Raw genomic sequence first — 26397 nt, forward strand, 5'->3', positions numbered from 1 at the left:
TTAGGGTCTATTTTCCGCGATAAATCAGGATGTCGGGCAGATAGTCCAGCAACCGGATCACCCAGGAAAACGGAGCTGGAAAATCGGTGCGGAACCGGCGGCGCGACATCGCTTTGATCACACGCTCCGCAGCGTCTTCAGCCGACATCAGCATGGGCATCTTGAAGTTGTTCTTCTCGGTCAGGCGGGTTTTGATAAAGCCGGGATTGACGATCCGAACCGTCACGCCCGTACCCGCCAGATCAAATCGCATGGTCTCGGCCAGCGAGACCAAGGCCGCCTTACTGGCCGCATAGCCCACCGCCGCAGGCAAACCGCGATAACCGGACAGAGAACCGATTAGAGTGATATCCCCGCGTCCGGCGCTCACGAAGCCCGGCACGGTCTCACCCAACACCCTAAGGGCACCAGTGTAGTTCACGTCGGTCATCGACAAAACCGCCTCGGTATCCCAATCACCGGTCCGCATCGGCTCGTAGGCTCCGGCGTTATAGACAAGACCATCGACCTCTCCGACTTCAGCCACGGCACGGCGCACGGCCTCAAGATCGGTCACGTCAAAAGGCACTGCGCGCGCATTGGGAAGGGTTGCGCAGATCTCGGCCAACCGATCCGCATTGCGCGCCGACAGGACGAGATGCGCACCACGCTCGCTGAGCGCTTGCGCCAAAGCGCGCCCGAGCCCTTCGCTCGCGCCTACAATCCAATACGTCTTTCCTTCGAAACCGGTCATGCCTGCCCTATCGTGGAACCATGAAACAACGCCCTATGCGCGGTTTCGGTTCTGCTTCAGCTATCATGTATATTTTACGACCAAGCCAACCGGTCGGATCATCCCCAGCTGAGGGAATATTGCCACGAAGTCACAATATAGTGCGTTGGGAAATATAATCTAACCTGATTGATCCGCGTCAGAACCTGCTACGTATCCCTAGATAAATGTCGCACTTAAGGGGATCACATGTTCGACGAAACGCGAGGCGAGCGCAAGAAAATCGCAGTAATAGGTGCAGGCATTTCAGGATTATCCGCAGCTTACTACCTTTCAGAACAGCACGATATTACCGTTTATGAGGCCGAACCGCGCCTTGGCGGGCATGCCCGAACCGTGATGGCGGGCAAAAACGGAGATCAACCGGTCGATACCGGCTTTATCGTCTTCAACTATGCGACCTACCCCCACCTGACCAAGCTGTTTGATGAGCTGAACGTCCCCGTCGAGAAAAGCGAGATGAGCTTTGGCGCGACCATCGATAATGGCCGCATTGAATACGGGTTGAACACGCTGCGCACTCTGACAGCTCAGAAACGCAACCTGCTGCGCCCGTCTTACTACAAGATGATCTCGGACATTCTGCGCTTCAGTAAAGAGGCCCCGGATGCGGCGAAGGATGATGACACAACCATCGGAGAACTGGTGGACCAGATGCGTCTGGGTCATTGGTTCCGCCACAACTACCTGATGCCGATGTGCGGCGCGATCTGGTCCACGCCGGTTGAGTTTGTGGATCAATTTCCGGCCCGCTCACTGGTGCAGTTCTTCCGCAACCACGCCCTGCTGGCCAGCGGGCGCGCTAACCAGCATCAGTGGTATACGGTAAAAGGTGGCAGCATTGAATATGTGCGCCGGATAGATGCCGCGCTGCGGTCGCGCGGATGCGACATCCGTCTTGCGGCTCCGGTAGATAACGTACAGCGGAATGAGACCGGCGTAACGGTTACAAGCCAGGGCCACGCCGATCAGTTTGACGAGATCATCCTTGCGACCCACTCGGACCAGTCGCTGGCCATTCTGGGCGACAATGCCACGGCGGATGAGGCCGCGGCCCTTGGCGCGATCCGCTATCAGCCCAATCACGCGATCCTGCATTGTGACGAAAGCCAGATGCCAAAGCGGCGCGCCTGCTGGTCCAGCTGGACCTATCGCTCGCAAGCCGGGGATGTCGGCGTGACCTATTGGATGAACCGCTTGCAGAACATCCCGGACAGCGATCCGCTCTTTGTATCGTTGAACGCGTCTTCGCAAATTGCCGAGGACAAGATTTATGACCAAGTCGAGTTTGCCCACCCGGTTTTCGATAGAGCCGCGCTGAAAGCGCAGGGGCAAATTCGCGACATGCAGGGACAAAATCACACCTGGTACGCCGGAGCTTATAACCGGCACGGGTTTCACGAAGACGGGATCGCCAGCGCGATGCATGTCGTCGAACGCTTGCGTGGCGCCCCGCACATTACCGGAGCTGACAATGGCATTCTTGAAAAAGATCCGGCCATCCATGTGGCCGCCGAATAAACCCACTTTGCGCGCGGCGCTGCTGTCGATCGCCTTACTGTCGAGTGGTGGGGCAGTGGCGTCGCCTCTGTCCAACGAACTGAGTGATCCCAAGCTTTTGGGCAGCTCGACATTTAGGTTCTTGGGCCTGCCTGTCTATGACGCCAAGCTATTCACGCCTGCTGGAGCGGCATTCAATTGGACCGAGGATTTCGGGTTGCAACTGACTTATCGAAAAAACCTCGCACAAAAGGCTCTTGTAGAGTCGACGCTGGATGAGATGGCAAGGCAAGGCAATCCCGCGCCGACAAAGGCCCAGCTAGAGGCCTGCTTTCAAGCAGTCAGCAAAGGTGACAGCTATCTGGCCATATCCGAAGGACCTAACAAAGTTGGGTTTTGGCGCAATGGTGCACAAACCTGCACACTAACCAACACCGGCATCAAGAAATCGTTCATGTCGATTTTTCTTGGCGACAACACTCGGTCCGCCAGTTTTACACGGCAGTTGAAGGGACAGTGATGCTGTATCCCCGGGTCAGCCTTTATGCGCTGATGCTCGCTGCGGCGGGTATCCCGCTCTATATTCACCTGCCGCGCTTTGCGGCGGTGAATTTGGGCATTGGCCTTGGGGTGATCGGAACCGTGCTGCTGGTGATCCGACTGGTCGATCTGGTGCAAGACCCGCTGATCGGCTGGGCCATCGACCGCTGGCCGGGAGCGCAGCTGCTGTTTGCAGCTCTGGCGGCGCTTGGGCTGGCGGTCGGGTTTCCGCTGCTGTTCGGCCTGCCGGATGGGGCCAGCGTCGGCGCGCTGGTCGCCATCCTCGTACTTCTGTTTTCGGCCTACAGCCTGGGCACCATCCTGCTTTACGGTCGCAGCGCAACTTTGGCCAAACAGGCCGACCCGCAAGAGTTGATGCGCCTCGCCGCCTTCCGCGAAGGCGGGCAACTGACCGGCGTCGTTCTGGCCGCCAGCGCTCCGGCCCTCTTCGTTGCTTTCGGCGCGCAGGGACAGGGCTATCCCGCCTTTGGCCTGTTTCTGGGCGCGCTGGCGTTGCTAACCCTGATCGTCACCATACCAATGTGGCGACGCACCCCGATCACGGGCGAGGGCATCTCGTTCACCGCGCTCGGACAATCCGGCGCCCTCCGCCTGCTGGTTCTGGCGCTGATCAACAGCCTGCCGGTAGCCCTGACCGCCACGCTATTTCTGTTCTTCGTCGAGGACAAACTGCAACTTTCCGGAATGGCCGGCCCATTACTGATCCTGTTTTTCCTAAGCGCCGGGGCCAGCGTGCCCCTCTGGGCGCGACTCAGCAATCGGATCGGCCCGAAACAGACCCTGATGATCGCCATGCCGCTGGGCATCGCCTCCTTCATCGGCGCGGCCACCCTCTCAGCCGGAGAGCTGACTGCCTTTGCCCTGATCTGCCTGGCCTCGGGCGCAGCCGCAGGAGCGGATATCGTGATCCTGCCCGCCATGTTTTCCGTGGTGCTGACACGCGCGGGGCTGAATGCCTCCGCCGCGTTTGGCATCTGGTCTTTTGCTGGCAAGCTGGGCCTTGCGCTCGCTGCCTTTTTCACCCTGCCCCTGCTGGAACGCAGCGGCTTTTCACCCGGTCAAGCCAACTCGGCACAGGCTCTGAACACGCTCACATTCGCCTATGCCCTGCTGCCCTGCATCCTAAAGCTGGGCGCATTCGGGATGGTCTTGACCCTGCCTACGGAGGTCCCAGCTAAATGAATACGCTTGTTGTGATTTTGCTCGCCATCCTCGTTATCGTGGCGGTCAAAAGACGGTTCCTGAGCTTTCGCTCACAATCCCCGGCTGACTATTCGGGAACGGGGCCAGAGTTTTCCCTGACCAAACACCTGAACGGAGATATCCTGTCCGAGGGGCTGATCTATGGCCCCAACGGCAAGATGTCGAACAGCTTTGTTGCCCGAATGGTCGGTGAATGGGATGGAAACACGGGCACTCTGGCAGAGTGGTTCACCTATTCCAACGGTAAACAGATGACCCGAAAGTGGTATCTGACATTGGGCACCGGCAACACGTTCACGGCCACGGCAGACGATATCGTCGGTGAGGGAAAAGGCGTGATCTCGGGCTCGACCGTCAAGCTGTCCTACCGGATCATCCTGCCCGAAGACGCCGGAGGGCACACGCTGGACGTCACCGACTGGATGTACCTGACCGAAAACGGAGCGATTATGAACCGCTCAGAGATGCGCAAATTCGGCCTCAAGGTGGCTGAACTGGTAGCAACCATGCGACCCGCTCCCGAGGTGCAGACCGCACATGTACCCGGCGCAAACGGGTATGATGCGGACGCTGAAAACAGGCCGCTGCAATGACCCGGTTGCGTTTTCTGATCTCTCTGATCGCAATCGCCAGCCTGACACTGCTTGCGGCCTGCTCGGCCAAACCGCGGGTACCCAAAAGCTTTCTGTCCGATCGGCAGCTGAACCTCGAGGAGTTCTTCGAAGGCAAGACCGTGGCCTATGGTCAGTTCCAAGACATTCTGGGCAATGTACCGCGTCGTTTCACGGTTGAGATCGACGGCACCTGGGACGGAGAAACCCTGACCCTGGTCGAGGATTTCGTCTACGATGATGGCGCAACCGAACAGCGCATCTGGACCCTGACTAAAACCGGCGACGACACCTGGACCGGCACCGCGCCGGGCGTGTTGGGTGTTGCTGACGGGATTGAGCGTGGAGATACGTTCAACTGGAAATACAAGATCGACCTGCCGATCAAAGAGGGCACCATGCGTGTGAACTTTGACGACTGGATGTGGCTTCTGGAAGATGACCGTCTGCTGAACCGTGCCTATGTTTCGCGTTTTGGCGTTCGTATAGGCGAGGTCATCCTGTTCTTCGAGAAACTGTGACGGCCCGACGGGGCCTCGGCGCGCTGATCCGGCTGCTCAGCCCTGTCGCGGTCATAGAAGATAAACTCATCAACCCAACCGAATATCTTGTTCGCCTCAGGTGCGCGTGGCTCAGAGGGCGGTGGCGCGGCCTTGGCCTCCACCTGAGCACGCTCGACCTCGGCCCACAAGAAAAACAACCCGCGCCGAGTGCCATTGAGATGCTCGGGTATTTTGACCCACACCACCTGTGAAGATTTGCCTGATTTCTGCTCGATTTTTGCCCCCGGGTTTCTGACGCCCTTTGGTCAAAGGATAGCAAATCTAGCTGAATCTGCCAATTTTTTCGAATTCCGCAGGCGGAAATCCACTGGAAAGTCGCCATTCAACACGTTTAAATATAAGTGTAATTTTTACAAGCAACCAAAGGTGGTGTCACTGACCGGCACTTCTACCTCAAGCGCTTTCCGTTTTGGCGGAGATAAAACCGATCCTCAGAAACCTGGCATCAGCTCCTTCAATTGGTCCGTGCCCACTCCACCGTGCTACGTCTTCCATCGGTAGTAAGTCTATTTAGTCACGCCAAGCTGCTGGATCGCATCCAAATGCAGCATACCTTGCCCAGTCAGAACTTCTACCTGCCGTAAATTTGTGACAGTCCCTTCAGGCTTTGGTCGCTTGTTGGCCATGTGTTTCCTCCGTGTTCCCAAATATAGCGGAAGACCATTTCAGAGAGGTAAGACCTCCTACAACCCTAATGGCCATTACAACACTAACAGCAACTACAACTGGCATCCCGGCAAAAAGTCGGTGTTAGCGTTGTTAGTCGGTTGGGGGTATGGAGGCACTCATTACAACTGAATAAGGCAGGCCCCCGGCCGCCGCTTTACAGTCGTGCTTCAGTTCTCCGACCTGCATATTCAGCGTATGCCCGCCAGCGTTCGCCAAACGGACGGATACAGGTGGGAACGGGTCTATGCCGGTTCTGGTTATTGTGAACGATCCAGCAGCCTCCCAGCCCGCCTCGGTGATCACTAAAATAACTCAGACGAGTTGCATTGACGGCGGGGACCGTTGGGTCAACCCTGATTATTGGACGGCTGAGATCCGTGAATGCACTTCGACACAACTTGCGGGCCTAGGTGCAGTGGCTTCGGTTCTGGACCGAACAGATAGCCCGTCACTTCCGGGCCCATCCAGTCCATAGTCGTTGCGAAGAGAAGTGGCGCGTCATTCGGGATATCGTCGCGTTCGCGCCCGCGATCCTCAACGACAGTGCCGGAAAGACTGAACCCAAGCTGCTGCATGTATTGCGATGCGTTGATCATTGATAGCGTCGGCACACCGCAGTCATGACGATAGGAGACCAGTGTTTCGTAGACATAGAAATCCGGCAACCAATATCCCGTGCCACCGGTACGCAGGTAGATGCGCGGCGTGCCCTTGATACCTGCTTCTCGCCAATGCGCCTTAATTGCTTCGGCATCGTTACGCAGCATGTCCATGAACTGCCCGTATGTCGCGGGTGTAATGTACTCATACTCCACGTATGCCCGGTTTAGTGGAGGTAACTTTGTTAACGGCGCGGGGTTTATTCCGACAAAAGCAACGACCGCAACCATGATGGCCTGATATCCGACAACCAACGCGGCCAACACAGGGCGAGGTTTTGCAAGCGCCTGCGATAACACCAGGCTAACGCCCATGAGGTATGGCACGAACAGACGGTAGCCAAACATCATATGCTGACCAGATGCTCGGCTCGCGTAAATCAGAAAAATAACTGCACTGATGGATGCTCCTCTGAGGATTGCTTTTGATAGTGGTGTGCGCTCTGCTGACGGCTTGGACCACGTAAAGAGCACTATGAAACCTACACCGGATAGGACGGCAAAGTTGAGAAGGGCTGAAAGGCTGTCGAGGGCGACACGTCCACCAAAAGCCAATTTGACGTAGAACGAGGTTGGTAAAATATCGCCATAGTAAAGGGCTGAGAATTTCAGCCAACTTGATGCCATAATAACGCACAGCGCGGCGCTGCCCCAAAGAGTCGGGCGGCGGTACTCGACCATGACAATAGCCAGCAAGACCGGTCCGGTAACAAGAACGCTATCGTAGCGGGTCAGGAACATCAGCGCGGCCAAAAATCCGAGCCAAACAAAGTCGCGCCCTTCCGCGGCACCCATTCGAGACACTACGACAAGGCGCGATATAAACAGCGTTGCGAGGCAGGACAGTATCGGCGTCTCCAAACCACCAACAGTCCAAAGCACGACGAATGGAGAAAACAGCGACAAAGCGGTGAAAAACACAAGCGCTGGTCCGCGTAGCCCAGTCTCGCGTATTGCCGCAAGCCAGCCTGCGAGTACTAGCATCGGTGCAACGACCCGATAGCTCGCGACTGGATCGAAACCGAAATATGCTAGTCCCGTTTCCAGCAGTCCGTGCAACGGTGAGGTAAGTGCAGAAACCCGCTCACCAATATTATAAACCAGCCCGTTTCCTGCTGCAGCGTTTTGCGCATATCGCCCGACGATATATGCATCATCAGCCACAAATGGCCAATAGAGGACGCAGAGAGCGGCGAATGTGATTGCGCCAACTGCGACTATTGCGCAATCCACGTTACGAGACGGATATTCATCAATTGTTTCAATCGTAGTCATGTTGGGGAACTAGCTAATCATTCCGGCATTAATTTGATGGCTACGTGTCACGAGGGCGACTTGATTTCAGCGCAACCAATCCCGCCAAGCCAATTTTTTGCGGCCACTTTAAAAGGTCAACCTGCTTGCACCGCCTTACTATGGCTGAACACAATCGCGTCCGACCCACATATTCGCTACTAGCTGCTAAGAATTTTAGACTTTAGCTCTAATTTTTTTAATGACGTGAACTACTGCAGAACCATAGCGTCCTAACCCATAGGGAGCCGTATCAGTGCTCTGTAATGCCCCATTTATTTGGACTACCGATATGTTTGAGAAACGGAGGACCGAGAATGTAGAACAAGAGACACAAGCCAAATGAAATAGTTCAGAAGCCGCGGCAAGCTGATGCGCTTGTGAACGCGGTTTTTGTCTGAAAACCATCGAGAACGCCCAAATCCACGGCAGGCAAATAGTTCACGATGAACAGATTCTATTGATCAGCGCTAAAAAGCGGCAAACCCCTGTCGAAAGAGACAAACTTCGTGTCATCTGCCACTATGAAAAGTGGTGAGCCGTGCAGGATTCGAACCTGCGACCCACTGATTAAAAGTCAGTTGCTCTACCAACTGAGCTAACGGCCCACTCTTTTGTCTGGATCTTTACGATCCGTGGCGCTCTTTAAGGCATTTTCCCGACCGGGTTCAAGACCTTATTTTGCACCTCGTTTCGCCAGAGTAATCAGTGTTTCCGGCGACCCGATAGGCGGCCTAATTAGGCAGGTGGTGCAGGGGGGTCAAGCCCTTTTTTCAGGAATCGACGCCACAGGGTGGATTCATCGCAGGACCAACGTTATATGCCCGCCATGCAACAGAGACTCGATACCGGTTTGCCCTTCATGAAGATGCACGGGCTGGGCAATGACTTCGTTATTGTCGACGCGCGCGCGCAGGCGACGCCGATCAGCGCTGCGTTGGCAAAGGGAATCGGACACCGCCAGTTTGGTGTGGGATTCGACCAACTGGCCGTAATCGAAAACGGAGCGGCCGACGCGCATCTCGTGTTCTACAACGCAGACGGTTCGACCTCAGCCGCTTGCGGGAACGCAACGCGTTGTATCGCCCGTTTCCTGATGGAAGAAAGCGGCAAAACAGACCTGACCCTGACGACAGAACGCGGCACTTTATACGCGCAGGATGCAGGCAACGGCCTGACCTCGGTCAATATGGGACAGCCTCAACTGGACTGGCAGGACATACCGCTGGGCGAAGAGATGGAAACGCTGGAACTCCCGATTGAGGGCACACCCTCGGCGACCGGCATGGGCAACCCCCATTGCACGTTTTTTGTGGACGACGCCGAAGCGATTCCCCTGGCCGAGTTCGGCGCGCGATACGAACACCACCCCCTTTACCCCGAACGCACCAATGTGCAGGTGGCGCAGGTGATCGGACCGGACCACATCCGTATGCGCGTCTGGGAGCGTGGCGTGGGCATCACGCTGGCCTCAGGGTCTTCGTCCTGCGCAACGGCCGTTGCTGCGGCCCGGCGCGGTCTGACGGGACGCAAGGTGCAGATCGAGCTGGACGGCGGCACTATCTGGATCGATTGGCGCGATGATGGCGTCTGGATGACCGGGCCGACCTGCTATGTTTTCTCGGGCACTCTCACCCCTGAATTTCTGAGGTCACTGGGATGAGCGCCCCGAAATTCACCACTCTGGGCTGTCGCCTGAACGCCTATGAGACTGAGGCGATGAAAGAGCTATCTCAGCAAGCGGGTCTGCAAGATGCGGTGATCGTGAACACCTGCGCCGTGACAGCCGAGGCGGTTCGCAAGGCGCGGCAAGAGATTCGCAAGCTGCGCCGCGAAAACCCCAATGCGCGCCTGATCGTGACCGGATGCGCTGCGCAGACGGAACCGCAGACCTTCTCGGCCATGGACGAGGTTGATGCGGTGATCGGCAATACCGAGAAGATGCAGCCTGATACCTGGAAAGGCATGGCGGCTGACTTCATCGGCGAAACCGAAACCGTTCAGGTCGATGACATCATGTCGGTCACTGAAACGGCAGGGCACCTGATTGACGGGTTCGGAACCCGCTCGCGCGCCTATGTGCAGGTCCAGAATGGTTGTGATCATCGCTGTACCTTCTGCATCATCCCCTATGGCCGCGGGAACTCTCGCAGTGTGCCGGCTGGAGTAGTCGTGGATCAGATCAAACGGCTGATCGACAAAGGCTATAACGAGGTTGTCCTGACCGGCGTTGACCTGACCTCATGGGGCGCGGATCTGCCTGCGCAGCCCAAACTGGGCGATCTGGTCATGCGCATTCTGAAGCTCGTGCCGGACCTGCCGCGACTGCGCATCAGCTCGATCGATTCGATCGAGGTGGACGAAAACCTGATGCACGCCATCGCGACCGAGCCTCGCCTGATGCCGCATCTGCACCTGTCCCTGCAGCATGGCGACGACCTGATCCTGAAGCGGATGAAACGCCGCCACCTGCGCGATGACGCCATCCGTTTCACCGAAGAGGCGCGCAGCCTGCGGCCCGACATGACCTTTGGCGCCGACATCATCGCTGGCTTCCCAACGGAAACCGAGGCGCATTTCGAAAACTCCCTCAAACTGGTCACGGACTGCAACCTGACCTGGCTGCATGTCTTCCCCTACTCCAAACGCGAAGGCACGCCAGCGGCACGAATCCCACAGCAGGTCAACGGCAAGATCATCAAGGACCGCGCTGCGCGCCTGCGCACAGCCGGGGAGGCGCAGGTCGCCAAACACCTCTCGGCCCAAATCGGTCAAACCCATCACATCCTGATGGAAAACCCGCATATGGGCCGCACCGAACAATTCACCGAGGTCAGTTTCGACGCGCCCCATCCCGAAGGCCAGATCGTCACCGCGACGATCACAGGGCAAACAGCAACCCAGCTTCAAGCCTGATCCACTCTTCATCTGGCCAAAAATATCTCGGGGTGAATTGGCCGTAGGCCAAGAGGGGCTGGCCCCTCTGCTCCTTCAAAAAGAAAAACCCCCGCAACCTGAAAGGCGCGGGGGTTTTCAATTTCAAAAGCTCAAAAGCTTCACTGCTCGCGCAGCTTGCCCTTGTGCGGCGCCCACAGACGCTTGTTCACCAGATATAGCAGCACCGACAGGACGGTCAGGAAGATCACGCCGACGAAACCAGCGTTCTTGCGGTCGGTCAGCTTAGGCTCCGCAGCCCACATCAGGAAGGCTGCAACGTCTTCGGACATCGCTTCGACGGTGGCCGCGTGGCCATCGGCGAATTCAACCTGATCTTCGGACAGCGGCGGGCCCATCGAAATCCAGCCTCCGGGGAAGGCCTTGTTTTCGTAAAGGATCGTGCCTGCCTCTTCCTTCTCCTCACCAGTGTAGCCGTCCAGCAGAGAGGCGATGTATTCCGCGCCGCCCATGCCTTTGACCAGCTGGTTGATGCCAAGACCGTAGGGGCCGTGGAAACCCGCGCGCGCTTTGGCCATCAGGCTCAGGTCCGGCGCGCCAACACCGTTGTTCGCCGGGAAGTGGTCAGTCGGGATCGCCGGGCGGAAATCGTCCAATTCGGGGTCGAAAACCTCGAAATTGTCCGCCGCATAAGTGATCACCTGCTCTTCACTGTAACCCAGCGCTTCCAGATCGCGCAAAGGAACGTATTGCAGGCCGTGGCAGGCCGCGCAGACTTCGGTATAGACCTGAAGACCGCGTTGCAGCTGGTTCTGATCCCAGGTTCCAAACGGACCCTCAAACGAGAAGTCGAAATCCTCGATATGAGTGTCGTAGTCGCCTGCCGCAAAGGAAGCGGCAGGGGTAAGGGCCAGGGCAAACGCAGCGCCGATTGCAAGTTTCTTGAACATGTTTCCGGTCCCTCTTCTTACTCGGCCGGCGTGGCGTCGGCGTCAGCCTTGCCATAATGCGCGTTGAAGTCTTCTTCGATGGTCTCAGGCGGGGCCAGAGGTTTCTCGATCACGCCAAGCAGCGGCAGGATTACGAGGAAATACGCAAACCAGTACGCAGAGGCGATCAGCGAGAAGGTCGCATAGGGTTCTTCCGCGGGCATCGCACCCAGCCACATCAGAGCAAAGAAGTCGATAATCAGCAGGTAGAACCACCATTTGAACATCGGACGATACCGACCTGAACGCACAGTCGAGGTGTCCAGCCAGGGCGCCAGAGCCATGGCCAGGATCGCACCGAACATCGCCAGAACACCGAAGAATTTCGCATCAATGATGCCGCCGGTGATGAAGCTGGCGAACTGAACAACCCAGACCTCACCGGTGAAGGCGCGCAGGATCGCGTAGAACGGCAGGAAGTACCATTCGGGCACGATATGTGCAGGCGTCACAAGCGGGTTGGCCTCGATATAGTTATCGGGGTGGCCCAGATAGTTCGGCATAAAGCCCACGATGGCCCAGAACACGACAAGGATGACCGCCAGAGCGAACAGATCCTTGATCACGAAATACGGCCAGAAGGGCAGCGTGTCTTTCTCAGCCTCGGCCTTTGAGCCGCGACGCACTTCAACACCCGTGGGGTTGTTGTTGCCGGTGGTGTGGAAGGCCCAGATATGCACGATAACCAGCGCCGCAATAATGAACGGCAGCAGATAGTGCAGCGAGAAGAAGCGGTTCAGCGTGGCGTTATCCACAGCGGGTCCGCCCAGCAGCCATGTCTGCAGCGCATCACCCACAAACGGGATCGCACCAAACAGGCCGGTGATCACGGTCGCACCCCAGAAGGACATCTGACCCCAAGGCAGAACGTAGCCCATGAAGGCTGTGCCCATCATCATCAGGTAGATCAGCATACCGATGATCCACGTGATCTCACGCGGGGCTTTGTATGAGCCGTAGTAGAGACCACGGAACATGTGAATGTAGACCGCGACAAAGAACAGCGATGCGCCGTTCATGTGCAGGTAGCGGATGAAGTAACCGCCATTCACATTGCGCATGATGTGTTCGACGCTGGCAAAGGCCAGATCGACATGCGGCGTGTAGTGCATAACCAGCATGATGCCGGTGACGATTTGCAGCACCAGGCAGAAGGCCAGAACGATGCCCCAGATCCACATCCAGTTCAGGTTCTTGGGCGTGGGGATCATCAGGGTGTCGTACATCAGGCCGACAATGGGAAGGCGGCTGTGCAGCCACTTTTCGCCGTTTGACTTCGGCTCGTAGTGATCGTGGGGAATGCCGGACATAAGTTGGGTCTCCCTTAGCCGAGTTTAATGGTTGAAGCGTCGACCCACTCGACCGGTGGGATCGGCAGGTTCTCAGGCGCGGGGCCTTTGCGGATCCGGCCTGCCAGATCGTAGTGCGAGCCGTGGCAGGGGCAGAACCAGCCGCCAAAGTCGCCTGCATCACCCAGAGGCACGCAGCCCAGGTGGGTACAAACGCCCATCTGAACGATCCACGCGCCCTCTGCCTCGCCTTCGGGCGATGGCATGACGCGGTTTGCGTCGGTCGCGGGTGCATCGGCGTTGATGTTGAAGTTCCGGGCCAGCGGGTCAGGCAGGTTACCTACCGCTTCTTCGTCCTGCTGCTGCGCTTCGACGATTTCAGCGCCGGTGCGGTGACGGATGAAGACCGGTTTACCCAGCCACTTGACCGTCAGCTGTGTACCCGGCTCAACCCCGCTTACATCCGTACGGATCGAGGACAGAGCCTGCACATCCGCCGACGGGTTCATCTGATTGATCATAGGCCATACCGCAGCACCGGTCGCTACGACCCCTGCGCCGCCCGCGACGTAGTACAGGAAATCTCTGCGGGTGCCTTCGTGGTCTTCTACGTGGGACACGAGGTTTTCTCCGATTGTCTAGCGCCCGTGCGAACGGGCCAATAGCTGGAACCCGGCACGGATGCCGGGTCTTAGCGGAATTCTCTACCGAGCAGAATAGTATTCGTCCAGCGGTGTTGAATGCGCAATACGCCGCATCTGCGTAATTTATCATCGCGCGGGGCAGTCTTTTTGATGTTTCTCGCCCTCATGTTTCGACGACGCGTCGAATCAGCCCCATTTGATTCGCGCCCTGTGACCCCGATCTGACCGGGGTCAGCGAACCCGGACCGACAGCATAAGCGGGTCGCATTGGTGCGAAAATCTGAAAAATCCGACATCCGAAACCGGGTTTGTTCAGCAACAAATCATATGCCTGAAATAGACGATTTTTCGCGCCGCGAACGAGGCTGTTTCCTGTTGCACTTATTGCGCGAATACCTGATGCCCGGTTTCGCGCGAACGCCGATCAGGAGACACCCCATGTCAAAGACCCACTTGGCCGCCGTTCTGTTAACGATTTCTATTTCGACCCAAGCCACCGCGGCCGGAGACCCCGCCAAAGGCGAAAAACTCTACAACCGCTGCTCGGCCTGCCACGCGATCATCAAGGATGGCGAGGTTCTGGTCAAAGGCGGCATCACAGGCCCCAACCTATACGGGGTTGTGGGCCGCACCGCCGGATCCGAGAACGACTATCGCTATGGCAGCGAACGCCTGCCCATCGGCATGTTCACCGACGACATGATCCGCGCCGGTGACGCAGGTCTTGTCTGGACCGAGGAAAACATCGCCGCTTACTCCGAAGACCCGATCGGGTTCATCAAAGAGTACCTGCAGGACGATACCGCCCGCCCCAATATGAGTGTGAAGCTCAAGAAAGGCGCGGACGACATCGCCGCCTATCTGGCGACGTTCAGCCAGTAAGGTTTACGTCACCGGGCGCGTGGCGACCATGCTCGGGCGCGCATCAAACTCGGCAAACCAGGTTGCGAGGGCATCATTGCCCTTGCGCCAGCCCCGCGCATCGTGGCGCAGATCCAGATAGCCCAGCGCGCATCCCACAGCCACTTGCCCCATGTCCAGCGGCCCCGACAGATGTGCCATCCAACGCTGGTTCAGGACGGCACAGGCGCGCTCGACCTTGACCCATTGCGAATCGACCCACTCATCCCATTGCTTGTCTTCGGGACGCAGCCGGCTTTCGTAGGTCATCAGAAGCGCGGCATCCAGAACGCCATCTGCCAGTGCCTCAAGCGTCAGAACATCCCAGCGCCGCGCACCCTCGGGATAAAACCGCCCCCCGGCGCGGTCATCCAGAAAGGCGCAGATCACGCGACTGTCGAATAGGGTCGGGCCGTCGGGCCGCTCCAGCGCCGGAACCTTGGTCAAAGGAGCCTTGCCGATTAAGGGCCCTGCCGGAGCCAAAGGTGTACCTGCCACCGTTTCCAACACAACATCCTCCAGCTGCTCTGTTTCATGCAACAAAACCATGACCTTACGGACGTAAGGCGAAGTTAGACTGTGATAGAGTTTCATGCGCGCACTCCTTTGTTTGGGCCGACCTTACAGCAGGTTGAAGAAAACAAAAGCCGTCATTTCCCCGAGGGCTCTACAGCGCGCATCAACGCCTGCAAGGCCTGCACTGCCGAGCCGATTCCAAAATTCCCGACCTGCTCTGCCGCCCGCATCCGAACGTCATCGGGTTTGTTCTGGTTCAGCTTCCACGTGCCCTGAATATCCTCGACCCGCATCCGGCAGGGCAGAATCATCCGCATCATCCGCTCCAGCGCGTCGTCATCCATCTTGCCGCTGTGCCAGGGCGGCTTCGGGCGTAGCCGGTCTTCGAAAAACGCCGACTGCCGGTCCAACAGGTCTCGCATCTCATCCGCCCGGCGCAGTTCCAGAACGCCGATCAGATGAACGGCGACATAGTTCCATGTCGGCACCTGATCGCTCACCCCATACCAATCGGGCGAGACATAGCTGTCCGGACCAGAAACCGCGATTCGCGCTGCCTGCGGCGTCTTCAAAAGCCGGACAATCGGATTCGAGCGGACAAGATGTAGCTCCGCCACCGTGCCATCTTCGGACAAAAGAAATGGCACGTGGCTGATCAAAGGCGCGGCATCCGTCGACACGGCCAAAACGCCAAAGGCGCGTTCGCGGGCAAACGCAATATGTCGGCTGATCTCCTCAGCGCGAAATGCGGGATTCGGGTGCATGAGATTCCTCCTGCCAAATCTCTTGCAGAGGAGGCCCAATCTATGCAAGGTCCGCCTCGTTCTCAGGGCGGGGTGAAATTCCCCACCGGCGGTATGCGGGCGACGACCCGTAAGCCCGCGAGCGGCCCCGCAGTGTTTACCAAAGGGTGTCAGCAGATCTGGTGAGAGGCCAGAGCCGACGGTTAAAGTCCGGATGAAAGAGAACGTGCCAGATGCGTCGGTGATACGGCGTGTCTGCTCGTGATCGCCTTGGGTGAAGTGTCTGTTTTGCTAAGGAGATCATGATGACACACACCCGCTATGCTTTCGTCAAAGCCAACTGGCACTCCGATATCGTTGACCGCGCGCTCGAGGGGTTTGTGGAACTCATCCCAGCCGATCAGGTTGACGTGTTCGACGTCCCCGGCGCGTTTGAAATGCCCCTGATCGCGCGTGATTTGGCCCAAACCGGTCAATACGCAGCCGTCGCCTGCGCTGCCTTCGTGGTTGATGGAGGCATCTACCGTCACGATTTCGTGGCCCAGGCGGTGGTTGATGGCCTGATGCGCGCAAGCCTCGACACCGGCGTTCCGGTGCTGTCGGTCTCGCTCACCCCACACCAATATCAGGAAACCGACCACCACAACGCCATCTACCGCGACCACTTCGTGCAAAAAGGGCGCGAGGCTGCCAACGCCGCCCTCAACATCACGAAAACCCGTCAAACGATCAACGCAACCTGATCCTTCTTCTGTTTGAAAATACCTCGGGGGAGGCGCGCTTGCGCGACGGGGGCAGAGCCCCTTCCCCCATTTCAAACGCAAATCCACTTGAGGCCAAAGGCTCTCCCCGCTAATCACAACCCCGCAAAGGAGCCCGCCCCATGTCGATGAACAGCTTTGGACACCTCTTCCGCGTCACCACCTGGGGCGAAAGCCACGGGCCCGCTTTGGGCGCGACGGTCGACGGCTGCCCTCCCGGCGTGCAGATCGACGAGGCGATGATCCAGCTCTGGCTGGACAAGCGCAAACCGGGGCAGAACAAATTCACCACCCAACGGCGCGAACCTGATCAGGTCAAAATCCTCTCGGGCGTGTTCGAAGGTCAGACCACTGGCACGCCGGTTCAGTTGATGATCGAGAACACCGATCAGCGCTCAAAAGACTACGGTGATATCATGGAGAAGTTCCGCCCGGGACATGCCGATATCACGTACTGGCAGAAATACGGCATCCGCGACTATCGCGGCGGAGGGCGCAGCTCGGCCCGTGAAACCGCCTCGCGCGTCGCGGCTGGAGGGCTGGCGCGCGAAGCGATCAAACAGATCGCACCCAATGTGCAGATCACCGGCTACATGACCCAGATCGGCCCGCACAAATTCGACCGCGCCAATTTCGACTGGTCGCAGATCGAACAGAACCCCTTCTGGACGCCTGACGCCCAAGCCGCCGAGGACTGGGCCGCCTATTTGGATGATCTGCGCAAGTCCGGCAACTCGGTCGGTGCGATCGTTGAAGTCGTCGCGCGCGGCGTCCCCGCCGGGCTGGGCGCACCGATATACGCCAAGTTAGACACTGATCTGGCCGCCGCGATGATGTCGATCAACGCAGTCAAAGGCGTCGAGATCGGCGAAGGCATGGCTGCCGCCGAACTGACCGGTGAGGCCAATGCGGATGAGATTTTCATGGGCCAGAACGGCCCTCAATACAGCTCGAACCATGCGGGCGGCATTCTGGGTGGCATCTCGACCGGACAGGACGTTGTGGTGCGCTTTGCGGTCAAACCGACCTCGTCAATACTGACCACGCGCAAGACGATCACCAAATCCGGCGAGGAAACCGAGATCATTACTAAAGGCCGCCACGACCCTTGCGTCGGTATCCGCGCCGTGCCGGTGGGTGAGGCGATGATGGCTTGCGTGATCCTTGACCATCTGCTGCTGCACCGAGGCCAGATTGGCGAGAACCGTGGACATATCGGCTGATCTGCGCACACGCCTGCGCGGCATCGTCGCGCAGCGTATGCAAACCGATCCGGCTCATGATCTGGCCCATCTGGACCGCGTCTGGCGGAATGCTCAAGCGATTGCGGATGATCAGGCGGACATGGCCGTGCTGCTGGCCGCCAGTTACCTGCATGATCTGATCAACCTGCCAAAGAACGACCCGAACCGCCACTTGGCCTCACGCAAATCCGCGCGGGAATCAGTGCCTATTCTGCAGGAATTGGGCTTTTCTGACGCGCAGATCGAAGCCACCCAACACGCGATTGAGGCGCACAGCTTCTCGGCCAACATTCCACCCCGCACATCCGAAGCCCGCATCCTGCGAGATGCGGACCGGCTCGATGCGCTGGGGGCCATCGGTATCGCGCGCACTTTTGCGGTGGCTGGTGCATTGGGCCGGGATCTCTACGACCCCGAGGATCCATTTGCCGAAGCGCGCGATCTGGACGACCTGAGATTTTCAATCGACCATTGGAAAGTGAAACTGCTTAACCTGCCCGACGACATGTTGACCGAGGCGGGTCATGCTCTGGCACAAGAACGCAGGGCGCAGATGCTAGAATTCCTCAGGGCCTTCGCGGATGAAATCGGCCACCCCGTGCCCGCGCCATGGGAAACCCCCTGATTGGTACAATCCCGTCGTTGATCTTTCCGCGCCAAAAGCGCAGGTTCCCGGCCAATGGCACAATCCTTGACATCGCACCGCCCGGCTCTTGCTGTGGGCCTGAAATTGGCCGCCTTGATGCTGTTCACCTTGATGTCGGCCTTGGTCAAGGCGTTGTCCGAAGATTTTCCACCGGGTGAGCTGGTCTTTTTCCGGTCTCTCCTGGCGATTCCCGTCATCATCGCCTGGCTGATCTGGCGCGGGGAGCTGTCGCAGGGTTTTGTCGTCAAGAAACCCATGGGCCATTTCTGGCGCGGTGTTCTGGGCACCAGCGCAATGGGCTTGACCTTTACCGGCCTCAGCCTGCTGCCTTTGCCCGAGGTCACCGCCATTGGCTACGCGACCCCGATTTTTACCCTCGTCCTGGCCGCATTGCTGTTGGGTGAGCGCATTCGCATGATCCGCATCGGTGCGGTGATGCTGGGGCTGGTGGGGGTTCTGATCATGCTCTTGCCCCGGCTCGGTAGCACGGAGATGGAGGTGGCGGCAACGATTGGCGCCCTTTGCGTTCTGGCCGCGACCATCGCGCGGGCCTTTGTGCAAATCCATATCCGGCAATTGGTCAAGGTCGACCACCCCGCCGCCATCGTGTTCTATTTCTCGATCACGGCAACGCTGCTATCATCGCTCACTGCGTTTTGGGGTTGGACCATGCCGACACTGGATCAGGCTCTGTTGTTGGTCGTTGTGGGCCTGATTGGTGGGGTTGCGCAAATCCTTGTGACCTCGTCCTATCGGTTTGGTCAGGCGTCGATGCTAGCGCCGTATGACTACACAACCATGCTATTCGCCATTGCGATCAGCTATTTCTGGTTCGATGAGCTGCCAACGCTGGCGATCTTGCTGGGGGCTGCGCTGGTGATTGCAGGCAATGTGGTCGTGGTCTGGCGCGAGCATCAGCTGGGGTTGGAGCGCGGCAAGGCGCGGTCTCTGACGGACCACAAACCGTGACTTTACCTTTCGCCAACTTCGCTTAGTTTGAGCGCAACAATTAATGAGGGCTCCACATGAGTGACGCACAAGACCACAAGGAAAAGATGCAAGAGGTGCAGGCCAAGCACCGCAAGAAAGTGTCCGAAGCGGTCGACCCTGACCGTGGCCTGGTGCTGATCAATACCGGCAAGGGCAAGGGCAAATCCTCGGCCGCTTTTGGAGTGGTGATCCGTGCACTTGGCTGGGGGCAGAAGGTGGCCGTTGTTCAGTTCATCAAGGGCAAATGGAAAACCGGCGAGCGGCGTTTTTTCGAAGAACGCGATCTGGTGACGTGGCACACGATGGGCGAAGGCTTCACCTGGGACACTCAGGATCGCGAGCGCGACATCGCGGCCGCCACAGCCGCGTTCGATAAGGCTTGCGACCTGATGGCCAGCGGAGACTACGATCTGGTCGTACTGGATGAGATCAACATCGCGCTGCGCTACGAATACCTGTCAGTTGAGCGTGTGATCGAGGGGTTGAATGGCCGCTCCGACAAGACCAGCGTATTCCTGACGGGACGTGATGCCCCGCAAGAACTGCGGGACTATGCCGATCTGGTTACCGAGATGACCGAAGAAAAGCACCCTTTCAAGGCCGGAATCAAAGCCCAGCGCGGCGTGGACTACTGACCGCGCGCCCTTTTGGGTGTTTCTCTGAGAACATCGTCCGAGGGCTGTTGGTTCAGCTCTCGGCATTTTTCTGCGTCGCAGGTCTTGCGATCCAGATAGGCCGCGACATCCGAGGCTAGTGCGTCGCAATCGCAGGACGCGCAACACGGGTCGGATAGCAGCTCTTCAAATCTGGTACGCATCGGTGCCCTCGGTCGTTCCCGGAACGGTGGCGGGCCATCACGACTGAACTTGCTGAGCCCACAGACCGCCCCGGAACCATGTGCTTGATCGATTCATCTGGCGTTGATTTTTTCTGACTGTTTTTGTCGGTTTTTGCAAGGGAAACGACCGGGCAAGATAGCGAGCCTGCTTTGCCCGGAAAAGCAGATCCTAAAAAAGGGAAAAGCCGCGCAAGATGGCGCGGCTTTGAGCAGTGAGGGATAGACTGGAATCAGGCCGCTGCGGTCTGTTCAGGCGCGCTGAGCGAGATCACAGCGACTACAGCGGCCCCGTTCAGCCAGTAGAACAACGCGTCGATTCCCGAAAAGCCAAGCAGGCTGGGGGCCAATAGGAAGGTCACACCAACGGCCAGATCCACCGCGAGGTGCAGTTTGTAAGGCAACACCCGCCAAATCCCCAGGTGATGGTCGGTGAACACCGTCAGGACGAAAGCGGCAACGCCAGTGACAACGGACAGCCAAAGCGCCAGCGGGTTGGATTGGCCCAACCCCAGAACAAAGGGCAGCACCATCAACGCAATGGCAACGGGATAGTCGAGATAAGCGTGAATATTGCGTGTGACAAAACGGAGGGACATCTGGGTTTCCTTTCCTCAATCAGAGACAGATCAAGAATAGGACCTGCATTGGGACCGCAGCAGCCCAGATCGTTTGCAAAACATTGCAGATCGTTCAGAAGTATTGGTGAATCAGTGCATCTCGCGATAAGCGGCCGGGGATACTCCGACCTGCTTCTTGAACACCCGCGAAAACGCCGCCTCAGATGCATATCCGGCCTCGGCTGCGGCGTCGGCCACGTTCCAACGCCCCTCGGTCAGACCGTGGCAGGCGATCTGCATCCTCCAGTCCGTCAGATATTGCATCGGGGTGGTTCCCATCTTCTCGGCAAAGAGCTGAGCGAAGGCCGTGCGCGACATCGCTGCCTCGTTGGCAAGGCTGGCCACGCTCCATTCCTGCGCGGGGGCTTGGTGGAACGCGGTCAAAGCGCGCGAGATTCGTGGGTCGGCAAACCCGGCCAAGGCGTCATCGTCAGGGCTTTGATGCTCCAAATAGGCCCGGATCGCCTGAGCAAACAGCACTTCGGACAGTTTCAGAGCAATCAGGTCACCGCCAATCCGCGCGCCGGACACTTCTGAGCCGATCATGCGCAGGGTGGCCTCGATCCACGATCCCGCTTCTTGTCCGTAGTTCTGGATCAGGATGTAAGGCGGCAGCCGGTCGATCAGCATATGACCGGTGCCATTCCGGCCAGCCGGTCCAGTGAAGGAAAAATGCCCGCAGATCAGTTGGGTATCGCGTTCTTCGTCCCCGCCGCCATAGACCAGAACGCCGTCACCGGTATAGCCCGCGATGTCGAGGACCTGTTCCAATGGTAAGGCGTCAAACGGCCTGACCTCATTGCACAGCAGCGCATGTTGCGCGCCATGCGGGATCACGATCAGATCGCCCTGTTTCAGACGCACAGTCTCGCCAGTTGCCGGGATGTGGACCTTCAGCTCTCCGCGCTGGACGAAATGAAACCGGGCCACGTTTTCAAAGCCGGGCACCTGAATCCCGAAAGGCGGTGTGAAGGAGGTTCGGAAATAGAACGTACCGCGCAGGGACAGGCGGGTGAGGATATCGCTGAGTAGGTCCAACATAGGCCAAAGATACAGCGCGGCACGCCAAGGTCCATGCTGTTGAACGATCTGCAAGACACTCTGCACGATCTGCAACAAAAACCCCCGCCGGAGCGGGGGTTCAGATCTTGTCAGGCGCGAACGAGTTTCTCGTAATCTTCCGCGATTTCGCGGGTCAGATCACCCACTTCAAAGGTGTAGTCGCCAATCTGCCCGACCGGAGTAACCTCGGCCGCTGTACCGGTCAGCCAGCATTGTTCGAAATCGGCCATTTCCTCGGGCTTGATGCGGCGCTCATGCACGGTAATGCCCTTGTCTTTCAGCATCTGGATGACGGTCTGGCGGGTGATGCCGTTCAGGAAGCAATCTGCCAGCGGTGTGTGGACCTCACCATCCTTGACGAAGAAGACGTTGGCCCCGGTGGCCTCGGCCACATAGCCGCGCCAATCCATAAACAGCGCGTCCGAGCAGCCCTTAGCCTCGGCCTTATGCTTGGAGATGGTGCAGATCATGTAGAGACCCGCCGCTTTGGCATGCACGGGGATGGTTTCCGGGCTGGGGCGTTTCCATTCGGCGATGTCCAGCTTGGCACCTTGCATCTTGGCGTCGCCGTAGTAGGCCCCCCACGGCCAGACGGCGACAGCCATCCGCACGGGGTTCTTGGCCGAGGCCACGCCCATATCCTCGCCCGAACCACGCCAGACCAGCGCGCGGACGTAAGCGTCCTGCAGACCGCTGGCTTTCAGGGCCTCTTCCTTGGCGGCCTCGATCTGATCCACATCGTAAGGCATCGGCATGTCCAGCGCCTCGGCCGAGGCGATCAGACGTTCGGAATGTTCCCGGCTTTTGAAGATCTTGCCGTTATAGGCGCGCTCGCCCTCGAACACGGACGAGGCGTAGTGCATCGCATGTGTCAGGATGTGGACATTGGCCTCGCGCCATGGGACCAGCTTGCCATCCAACCAGATGGTGCCATCACGATCATCATACCCCGCCATGCGAAACCTCCTGAACCGGGTTGAATTTGCGAATGTTGCGCTAGTTAGGACCGGAGCGGACACAATCTTGCGCAAAAACTGCGATTCGATACCTGTCTGCCCTTGGAATGTCAATAAGGCTGACTTAAACTGTAAGCCGAGTAACGCATGAGGCATGATATGTCCGAAATCCGCCCCGCCCCGATATATGGGGGCGAAAGCCTGTTATTCCTAACCGATGAGCAGTTGCGGCAGGGGATTGAGGCGATGTTTTTCGCCTATCGGGGGTTCACGGCGGATCCGGATCGTATCCTCTCGGACATGTCTTATGGGCGGGCGCATCACCGCGCGATCCACTTCATCAACCGCGCGCCCGGCACGACGGTCAACAACCTGCTAGCCATTCTGGGCGTGACGAAACAATCCCTGAACCGGGTGCTGCGGACCCTGATCGAAGACGGCATGGTCGAAAGTCGGGTTGGGACCGTGGACAAGCGCGAGCGGCATCTGTTTCTGACGGAAAAAGGCCGCGCGCTTGAGGCGACATTGTCCGACGCCCAGCGCGCGCGGATGCGGGCCGCTTACAAGGATGCGGGGCCCGAGGCCGTGGCCGGTTTCCGCAAAGTACTTGAAGCAATGATGGATGCTGATATGCGTCATGCTTACAAGAAGTTGCGGGATACGACCTCATGAGCGATATGGATGCCCACCTGCTGATCGTCGACGATGACGAGCGCATTCGCGACCTGCTGAAGAAGTTTCTGATGCGGAACGGGTTTCTGGTGACCGCCGCGCGCGACGCGGCGCATGCGCGTCGGGTGCTGTCCGGGCTAGACTTCGACATGATCGTTCTGGATGTTATGATGCCCGGCGAGGATGGTGTAAGCCTGACCAAAGCGCTGCGCGAGACCCACAGCACTCCGATCCTTCTCCTGACGGCGCGTGGCGAGACCGAGCATCGGATTGCTGGGCTTGAGGCCGGGGCCGATGACTATTTGGCCAAACCGTTTGAGCCGAAAGAGCTGTTGCTGCGCATCAATGCCATTCTGCGGCGGATGCCGGAAGCTCCTGCTCAGGATGCGGCAGCGAAAATCCTGACCCTTGGCCCGATCCGCTATGACATCGAGCGGGGAGAGATGTGGCAGGGCGAGGACCCGGTGCGTCTGACCGCGACGGAAAGCCAGTTGATGAAGATTTTCTCGGCCAAACCGGGGGAGCCGATCAGCCGGGCAAAGCTGGTTGAGGACCTGGGACGCGACAAGGGACAGGCGCAGGAACGGGCGGTTGACGTGCAAATCACGCGATTGCGTCGCAAGATCGAGCAGGACCCCAAGCAGCCGCGATACCTGCAAACCGTTCGCGGAGCAGGGTATATGCTGGCACCGGATTGACCGGGCCGCTGAGCGGCGATTTTATGCCTTCGGCGAAGATACTTTTAGCCAGATGAAGAGGGGATCCTGATGAAGACGGCCTTGTTGACCCATGCAGATTGTCTGGGCCATGTCACCCCCGATGGCCATCCTGAACGTGTGGCGCGGCTAGAGCATATACTACATGCGTTGGAGGCTTTGGATCTGGACCGCAGGACCGCTCCGATGGTGGCGGATGGTGATTTGCTGCGGGTTCACCCTGAGGACTATATCCGCGATATCCGGGCCGCGCGGCCTGAAGAGGGGTATACGCAGATTGATGGGGATACGTTTATGTCTCCGGGGTCGGTCGACGCTGCGTATCGGGGCGCTGGGGCCGTTGTTCGGGCGGTGGATCTGGTGCTGTCTGGTGAGGTGCCGAACGCATTCTGCGCCATTCGCCCGCCGGGGCACCACGCGGAAACCGACAAGGCGATGGGGTTTTGTCTGTTCGGCAATGCCGCCTTGGGTGCCAAACATGCTCTGGACCATCACCGGCTGGACCGTGTCGCGGTGGTGGATTTCGATGTACACCACGGCAATGGCACGCAGGACCTGTTGTGGGACGAAAAACGCGCGCTTGTGATCACCAGCCAGCAGATGCCCTTATGGCCAGGCTCCGGTCGACCCGATGAAACCGGGGCTTACGACACGGTTCTGAACATCCCCCTGCCACCTGCAAGCGGTGGGGCTGAGATGCGCGCAGCCTATGAGTCGCAGGCCTTCCCGCGCCTGAGAGCCTTTAAGCCCGAGCTGATCATTATCTCGGCTGGGTTTGATGCCCATCAGGATGATCCATTGGCCAATCTCAACTGGTCCACGGGCGATTTCGCCTGGATCACTGAGGAACTGTGCAAGATCGCCGATGAGGTTTGTGAGGGCCGTATCGTCTCGACTCTCGAAGGCGGGTATGATCTGAACGCATTGGCCGAGGCGACACACGCCCATGTGGAAGAACTGATGAAGGCAGCACGATGACCGTTACCCCCGTTGAGCAGATGACGTTTGAACAGGCGATGAAAGAGCTTGAGGCCGTAGTCGGCCAATTGGAACGCGGAGATGTGGCGCTGGATCAGTCGATTGCACTGTATGAGCGCGGCGCGGCTTTGAAGAAGCGCTGCGAAGATGAGTTGAAGCGCGCTGAAGAGAAGGTCGCCGCCATCACACTGGACGCCAGCGGGCAGCCAACCGGGACGACTCCAGTCGAAGGTCAGTAAATGTTTCGCGACAGGCTGGCGCAGGATGCAGCGCGGGTTCAGAGCCATTTTGACATGGTTCTGGGGGCGCTTGACGATCTGGATGTGACGCGGGCCATGGCCTACGCCACCGATGGCGGAAAGCGTCTGCGGGGGTTTCTGGTTCTGGAAAGCGCGCGTCTCCATGGTGTTGACGCCGCTCAAGCAATCTGGCCTGCGACAGCGATTGAGGCGTTGCACGCCTATTCCCTCGTCCATGATGACCTGCCCTGTATGGATGACGATGACCTGCGACGCGGGCGCCCAACGGTTCACGTGAAATGGGACGAAGGCACTGCCGTTCTGGCCGGGGATGCTTTGCAGACCCTGGCGTTTGAGCTTTGCACACGGCCCGAAGTCGGCAAGCCCGAGATTCGCGCCGAACTGGCGATGACTCTGGCCAAGGCAAGTGGGGCGCAGGGCATGGTTCTCGGTCAGGCACTGGATATTGCGGCTGAAACGGCCTCTGCCCCGCTTTCGCTGGACGAAATCACACGGCTGCAAGCAGGCAAGACGGGGGCGTTGATCGAATGGTCCGCCTGCGCGGGCGCTCGGTTGGCGCAGGCTAATCCGACCCCGTTGCGCCAATATGCCCAAGCCCTTGGGCTTGCTTTTCAAATCGCCGATGACATCTTGGATATCGAGGGCGATGCCGAAAAGGCAGGTAAACGGCTGCAAAAAGATGCAGATGCGGGCAAGGCAACCTTTGTTTCGCTTCTGGGACTGGATGCAGCCAAGGCCCGTGCAGCAGAGCTGGTGGGCGAAGCCTGCGCCGCGCTGGATGGGTATGGGGCAAAGGCTGAAACCTTGAAGGACGCTGCTCGCTTCGTTATTGCCCGGGACAGCTAAGCCA

29 protein-coding genes, 1 tRNA gene and 1 riboswitch are annotated in these 26397 nt (G+C 58.5%); of the genes, 18 read left to right on the plus strand and 12 right to left on the minus strand.

The annotated features are described in order from the left end of the window. Positions 1-7 precede the first annotated feature (7 nt). The gene (locus ACR0I8_RS19000) at positions 8-733 is read right to left on the minus strand and encodes an SDR family NAD(P)-dependent oxidoreductase (RefSeq protein WP_170692298.1); all 726 of its coding nucleotides are present in this window, start codon (positions 731-733) and stop codon (positions 8-10) included. 228 nt (positions 734-961) lie between these two features. Between ACR0I8_RS19000 and ACR0I8_RS19005 the strand changes: the two genes are divergently transcribed. The 5 genes from ACR0I8_RS19005 to ACR0I8_RS19025 are packed head-to-tail and all read left to right on the plus strand — an operon-like array spanning position 962 to position 5168. Then, complete coding sequence (locus ACR0I8_RS19005; RefSeq protein ID WP_170692301.1) at positions 962-2293, plus strand: FAD-dependent oxidoreductase; 1332 nt, start codon at positions 962-964, stop codon at positions 2291-2293. Next, positions 2247-2792, plus strand: a complete 546-nt coding sequence (locus ACR0I8_RS19010; protein ID WP_170692304.1) for a hypothetical protein — start codon at positions 2247-2249, stop codon at positions 2790-2792. Before ACR0I8_RS19005 ends, ACR0I8_RS19010 begins: the two co-directional genes overlap by 47 nt. Beyond that, on the plus strand, positions 2792-4015 hold the full coding sequence (locus tag ACR0I8_RS19015) for an MFS transporter (RefSeq protein ID WP_170692307.1): 1224 nt from the start codon (positions 2792-2794) through the stop codon (positions 4013-4015). Before ACR0I8_RS19010 ends, ACR0I8_RS19015 begins: the two co-directional genes overlap by 1 nt. After that, positions 4012-4629, plus strand: coding sequence for a DUF3833 domain-containing protein (locus ACR0I8_RS19020; protein ID WP_170661782.1), 618 nt, complete (start codon positions 4012-4014; stop codon positions 4627-4629). The genes ACR0I8_RS19015 and ACR0I8_RS19020 overlap by 4 nt, the downstream gene beginning before the upstream one ends. After that, on the plus strand, positions 4626-5168 hold the full coding sequence (locus tag ACR0I8_RS19025; RefSeq protein ID WP_170472846.1) for a DUF3833 domain-containing protein: 543 nt from the start codon (positions 4626-4628) through the stop codon (positions 5166-5168). The genes ACR0I8_RS19020 and ACR0I8_RS19025 overlap by 4 nt, the downstream gene beginning before the upstream one ends. Before the next feature lie 1058 nt (positions 5169-6226). On the opposite strand, the gene ACR0I8_RS19030 is transcribed toward ACR0I8_RS19025, so the two are convergent. Together ACR0I8_RS19030 and ACR0I8_RS19035 are read right to left on the minus strand one after the other, a co-directional pair. Then, entirely contained in the window at positions 6227-7813 is a 1587-nt protein-coding gene (locus tag ACR0I8_RS19030; protein WP_170692310.1) for a glycosyltransferase family protein, read from the minus strand. 550 nt (positions 7814-8363) lie between these two features. Continuing rightward, positions 8364-8439: transfer RNA gene (locus ACR0I8_RS19035), tRNA-Lys, on the minus strand. A 212-nt stretch (positions 8440-8651) separates the two neighbouring features. Between ACR0I8_RS19035 and dapF the strand changes: the two genes are divergently transcribed. Then, positions 8652-9494 carry a diaminopimelate epimerase gene (gene dapF / locus ACR0I8_RS19040; RefSeq protein ID WP_170379700.1) on the plus strand — a complete coding sequence of 281 codons (843 nt, stop codon included), beginning with the start codon at positions 8652-8654 and terminating at the stop codon, positions 9492-9494. After that, positions 9491-10747 (plus strand): tRNA (N(6)-L-threonylcarbamoyladenosine(37)-C(2))-methylthiotransferase MtaB, encoded by a 1257-nt coding sequence (gene mtaB / locus ACR0I8_RS19045; protein ID WP_170692313.1) that lies wholly within the window; start codon positions 9491-9493, stop codon positions 10745-10747. The genes dapF and mtaB overlap by 4 nt, the downstream gene beginning before the upstream one ends. A 140-nt stretch (positions 10748-10887) precedes the next feature. Here the strand turns inward: mtaB and ACR0I8_RS19050 are convergent, their stop codons facing one another. From ACR0I8_RS19050 to petA, 3 genes are read right to left on the minus strand one after another with little or no spacing between them, the layout of a single operon-like run. Further along, complete coding sequence (locus ACR0I8_RS19050) at positions 10888-11676, minus strand: cytochrome c1 (RefSeq protein WP_170644066.1); 789 nt, start codon at positions 11674-11676, stop codon at positions 10888-10890. A gap of 17 nt (positions 11677-11693) precedes the next feature. After that, complete coding sequence (petB, locus tag ACR0I8_RS19055) at positions 11694-13025, minus strand: cytochrome b (RefSeq protein WP_170379706.1); 1332 nt, start codon at positions 13023-13025, stop codon at positions 11694-11696. A 14-nt stretch (positions 13026-13039) separates the two neighbouring features. Beyond that, positions 13040-13624, minus strand: coding sequence for a ubiquinol-cytochrome c reductase iron-sulfur subunit (gene petA, locus ACR0I8_RS19060; RefSeq protein WP_170692317.1), 585 nt, complete (start codon positions 13622-13624; stop codon positions 13040-13042). A 462-nt stretch (positions 13625-14086) separates the two neighbouring features. On the opposite strand from petA, the gene ACR0I8_RS19065 reads away from it, so the two are divergent. Further along, complete coding sequence (locus ACR0I8_RS19065) at positions 14087-14530, plus strand: c-type cytochrome (RefSeq protein WP_170692320.1); 444 nt, start codon at positions 14087-14089, stop codon at positions 14528-14530. Between the two features lie 3 nt (positions 14531-14533). Here ACR0I8_RS19065 and ACR0I8_RS19070 read toward each other — a convergent pair whose 3' ends face one another. Both ACR0I8_RS19070 and ACR0I8_RS19075 read right to left on the minus strand, forming a co-directional pair. Continuing rightward, positions 14534-15142 (minus strand): glutathione S-transferase, encoded by a 609-nt coding sequence (locus tag ACR0I8_RS19070; protein ID WP_170692323.1) that lies wholly within the window; start codon positions 15140-15142, stop codon positions 14534-14536. 56 nt (positions 15143-15198) lie between these two features. Continuing rightward, complete coding sequence (locus ACR0I8_RS19075; RefSeq protein ID WP_170692326.1) at positions 15199-15828, minus strand: FMN-binding negative transcriptional regulator; 630 nt, start codon at positions 15826-15828, stop codon at positions 15199-15201. A gap of 54 nt (positions 15829-15882) precedes the next feature. Next, positions 15883-16037, plus strand: a riboswitch (FMN riboswitch). Positions 16038-16112: 75 nt separating this feature from the next. Between ACR0I8_RS19075 and ACR0I8_RS19080 the strand changes: the two genes are divergently transcribed. The 5 genes from ACR0I8_RS19080 to cobO all read left to right on the plus strand — a co-directional run bounded on the left by ACR0I8_RS19080 (position 16113) and on the right by cobO (position 20083). Then, positions 16113-16550: a 6,7-dimethyl-8-ribityllumazine synthase gene (locus ACR0I8_RS19080; RefSeq protein WP_170692329.1), complete on the plus strand. Its 438-nt coding sequence runs from the start codon at positions 16113-16115 to the stop codon at positions 16548-16550. Positions 16551-16690: 140 nt separating this feature from the next. After that, positions 16691-17791 carry a chorismate synthase gene (gene aroC, locus ACR0I8_RS19085; protein WP_170692332.1) on the plus strand — a complete coding sequence of 367 codons (1101 nt, stop codon included), beginning with the start codon at positions 16691-16693 and terminating at the stop codon, positions 17789-17791. Continuing rightward, complete coding sequence (locus ACR0I8_RS19090) at positions 17775-18437, plus strand: HD domain-containing protein (RefSeq protein ID WP_170692335.1); 663 nt, start codon at positions 17775-17777, stop codon at positions 18435-18437. Before aroC ends, ACR0I8_RS19090 begins: the two co-directional genes overlap by 17 nt. A 54-nt stretch (positions 18438-18491) precedes the next feature. Beyond that, complete coding sequence (locus ACR0I8_RS19095; RefSeq protein WP_170692338.1) at positions 18492-19427, plus strand: DMT family transporter; 936 nt, start codon at positions 18492-18494, stop codon at positions 19425-19427. A gap of 56 nt (positions 19428-19483) precedes the next feature. Further along, complete coding sequence (gene cobO / locus ACR0I8_RS19100) at positions 19484-20083, plus strand: cob(I)yrinic acid a,c-diamide adenosyltransferase (protein ID WP_170692341.1); 600 nt, start codon at positions 19484-19486, stop codon at positions 20081-20083. Here the strand turns inward: cobO and ACR0I8_RS19105 are convergent. The 4 genes from ACR0I8_RS19105 to ACR0I8_RS19120 form a co-directional block, all read right to left on the minus strand. Beyond that, complete coding sequence (locus ACR0I8_RS19105) at positions 20077-20265, minus strand: hypothetical protein (protein ID WP_170692344.1); 189 nt, start codon at positions 20263-20265, stop codon at positions 20077-20079. The two genes, cobO and ACR0I8_RS19105, sit on opposite strands and share 7 nt — an antisense overlap. A gap of 251 nt (positions 20266-20516) precedes the next feature. Then, complete coding sequence (locus ACR0I8_RS19110; RefSeq protein ID WP_170692347.1) at positions 20517-20882, minus strand: SPW repeat domain-containing protein; 366 nt, start codon at positions 20880-20882, stop codon at positions 20517-20519. A gap of 111 nt (positions 20883-20993) precedes the next feature. After that, positions 20994-21944: an AraC family transcriptional regulator gene (locus ACR0I8_RS19115; RefSeq protein WP_170692447.1), complete on the minus strand. Its 951-nt coding sequence runs from the start codon at positions 21942-21944 to the stop codon at positions 20994-20996. 110 nt (positions 21945-22054) lie between these two features. Then, positions 22055-22921: a branched-chain amino acid aminotransferase gene (locus tag ACR0I8_RS19120; protein ID WP_170379731.1), complete on the minus strand. Its 867-nt coding sequence runs from the start codon at positions 22919-22921 to the stop codon at positions 22055-22057. Between the two features lie 159 nt (positions 22922-23080). On the opposite strand from ACR0I8_RS19120, the gene ACR0I8_RS19125 reads away from it, so the two are divergent. The 5 genes from ACR0I8_RS19125 to ACR0I8_RS19145 all read left to right on the plus strand — a co-directional run bounded on the left by ACR0I8_RS19125 (position 23081) and on the right by ACR0I8_RS19145 (position 26393). Then, positions 23081-23593: a MarR family transcriptional regulator gene (locus ACR0I8_RS19125; RefSeq protein WP_170459388.1), complete on the plus strand. Its 513-nt coding sequence runs from the start codon at positions 23081-23083 to the stop codon at positions 23591-23593. After that, the gene (locus ACR0I8_RS19130; protein WP_170379735.1) at positions 23590-24291 is read left to right on the plus strand and encodes a response regulator; all 702 of its coding nucleotides are present in this window, start codon (positions 23590-23592) and stop codon (positions 24289-24291) included. Before ACR0I8_RS19125 ends, ACR0I8_RS19130 begins: the two co-directional genes overlap by 4 nt. A 69-nt stretch (positions 24292-24360) precedes the next feature. After that, positions 24361-25287 carry a histone deacetylase family protein gene (locus ACR0I8_RS19135; protein ID WP_170692351.1) on the plus strand — a complete coding sequence of 309 codons (927 nt, stop codon included), beginning with the start codon at positions 24361-24363 and terminating at the stop codon, positions 25285-25287. Then, the gene (locus ACR0I8_RS19140) at positions 25284-25526 is read left to right on the plus strand and encodes an exodeoxyribonuclease VII small subunit (RefSeq protein ID WP_170692354.1); all 243 of its coding nucleotides are present in this window, start codon (positions 25284-25286) and stop codon (positions 25524-25526) included. Before ACR0I8_RS19135 ends, ACR0I8_RS19140 begins: the two co-directional genes overlap by 4 nt. Then, a complete protein-coding gene (locus tag ACR0I8_RS19145) occupies positions 25527-26393 on the plus strand; it encodes a polyprenyl synthetase family protein (protein WP_170692357.1) in 867 nt (288 codons plus the stop codon). Positions 26394-26397: the final 4 nt, after the last annotated feature.

The sequence above is a fragment of the Ruegeria sp. BG9 genome (assembly GCF_056538305.1).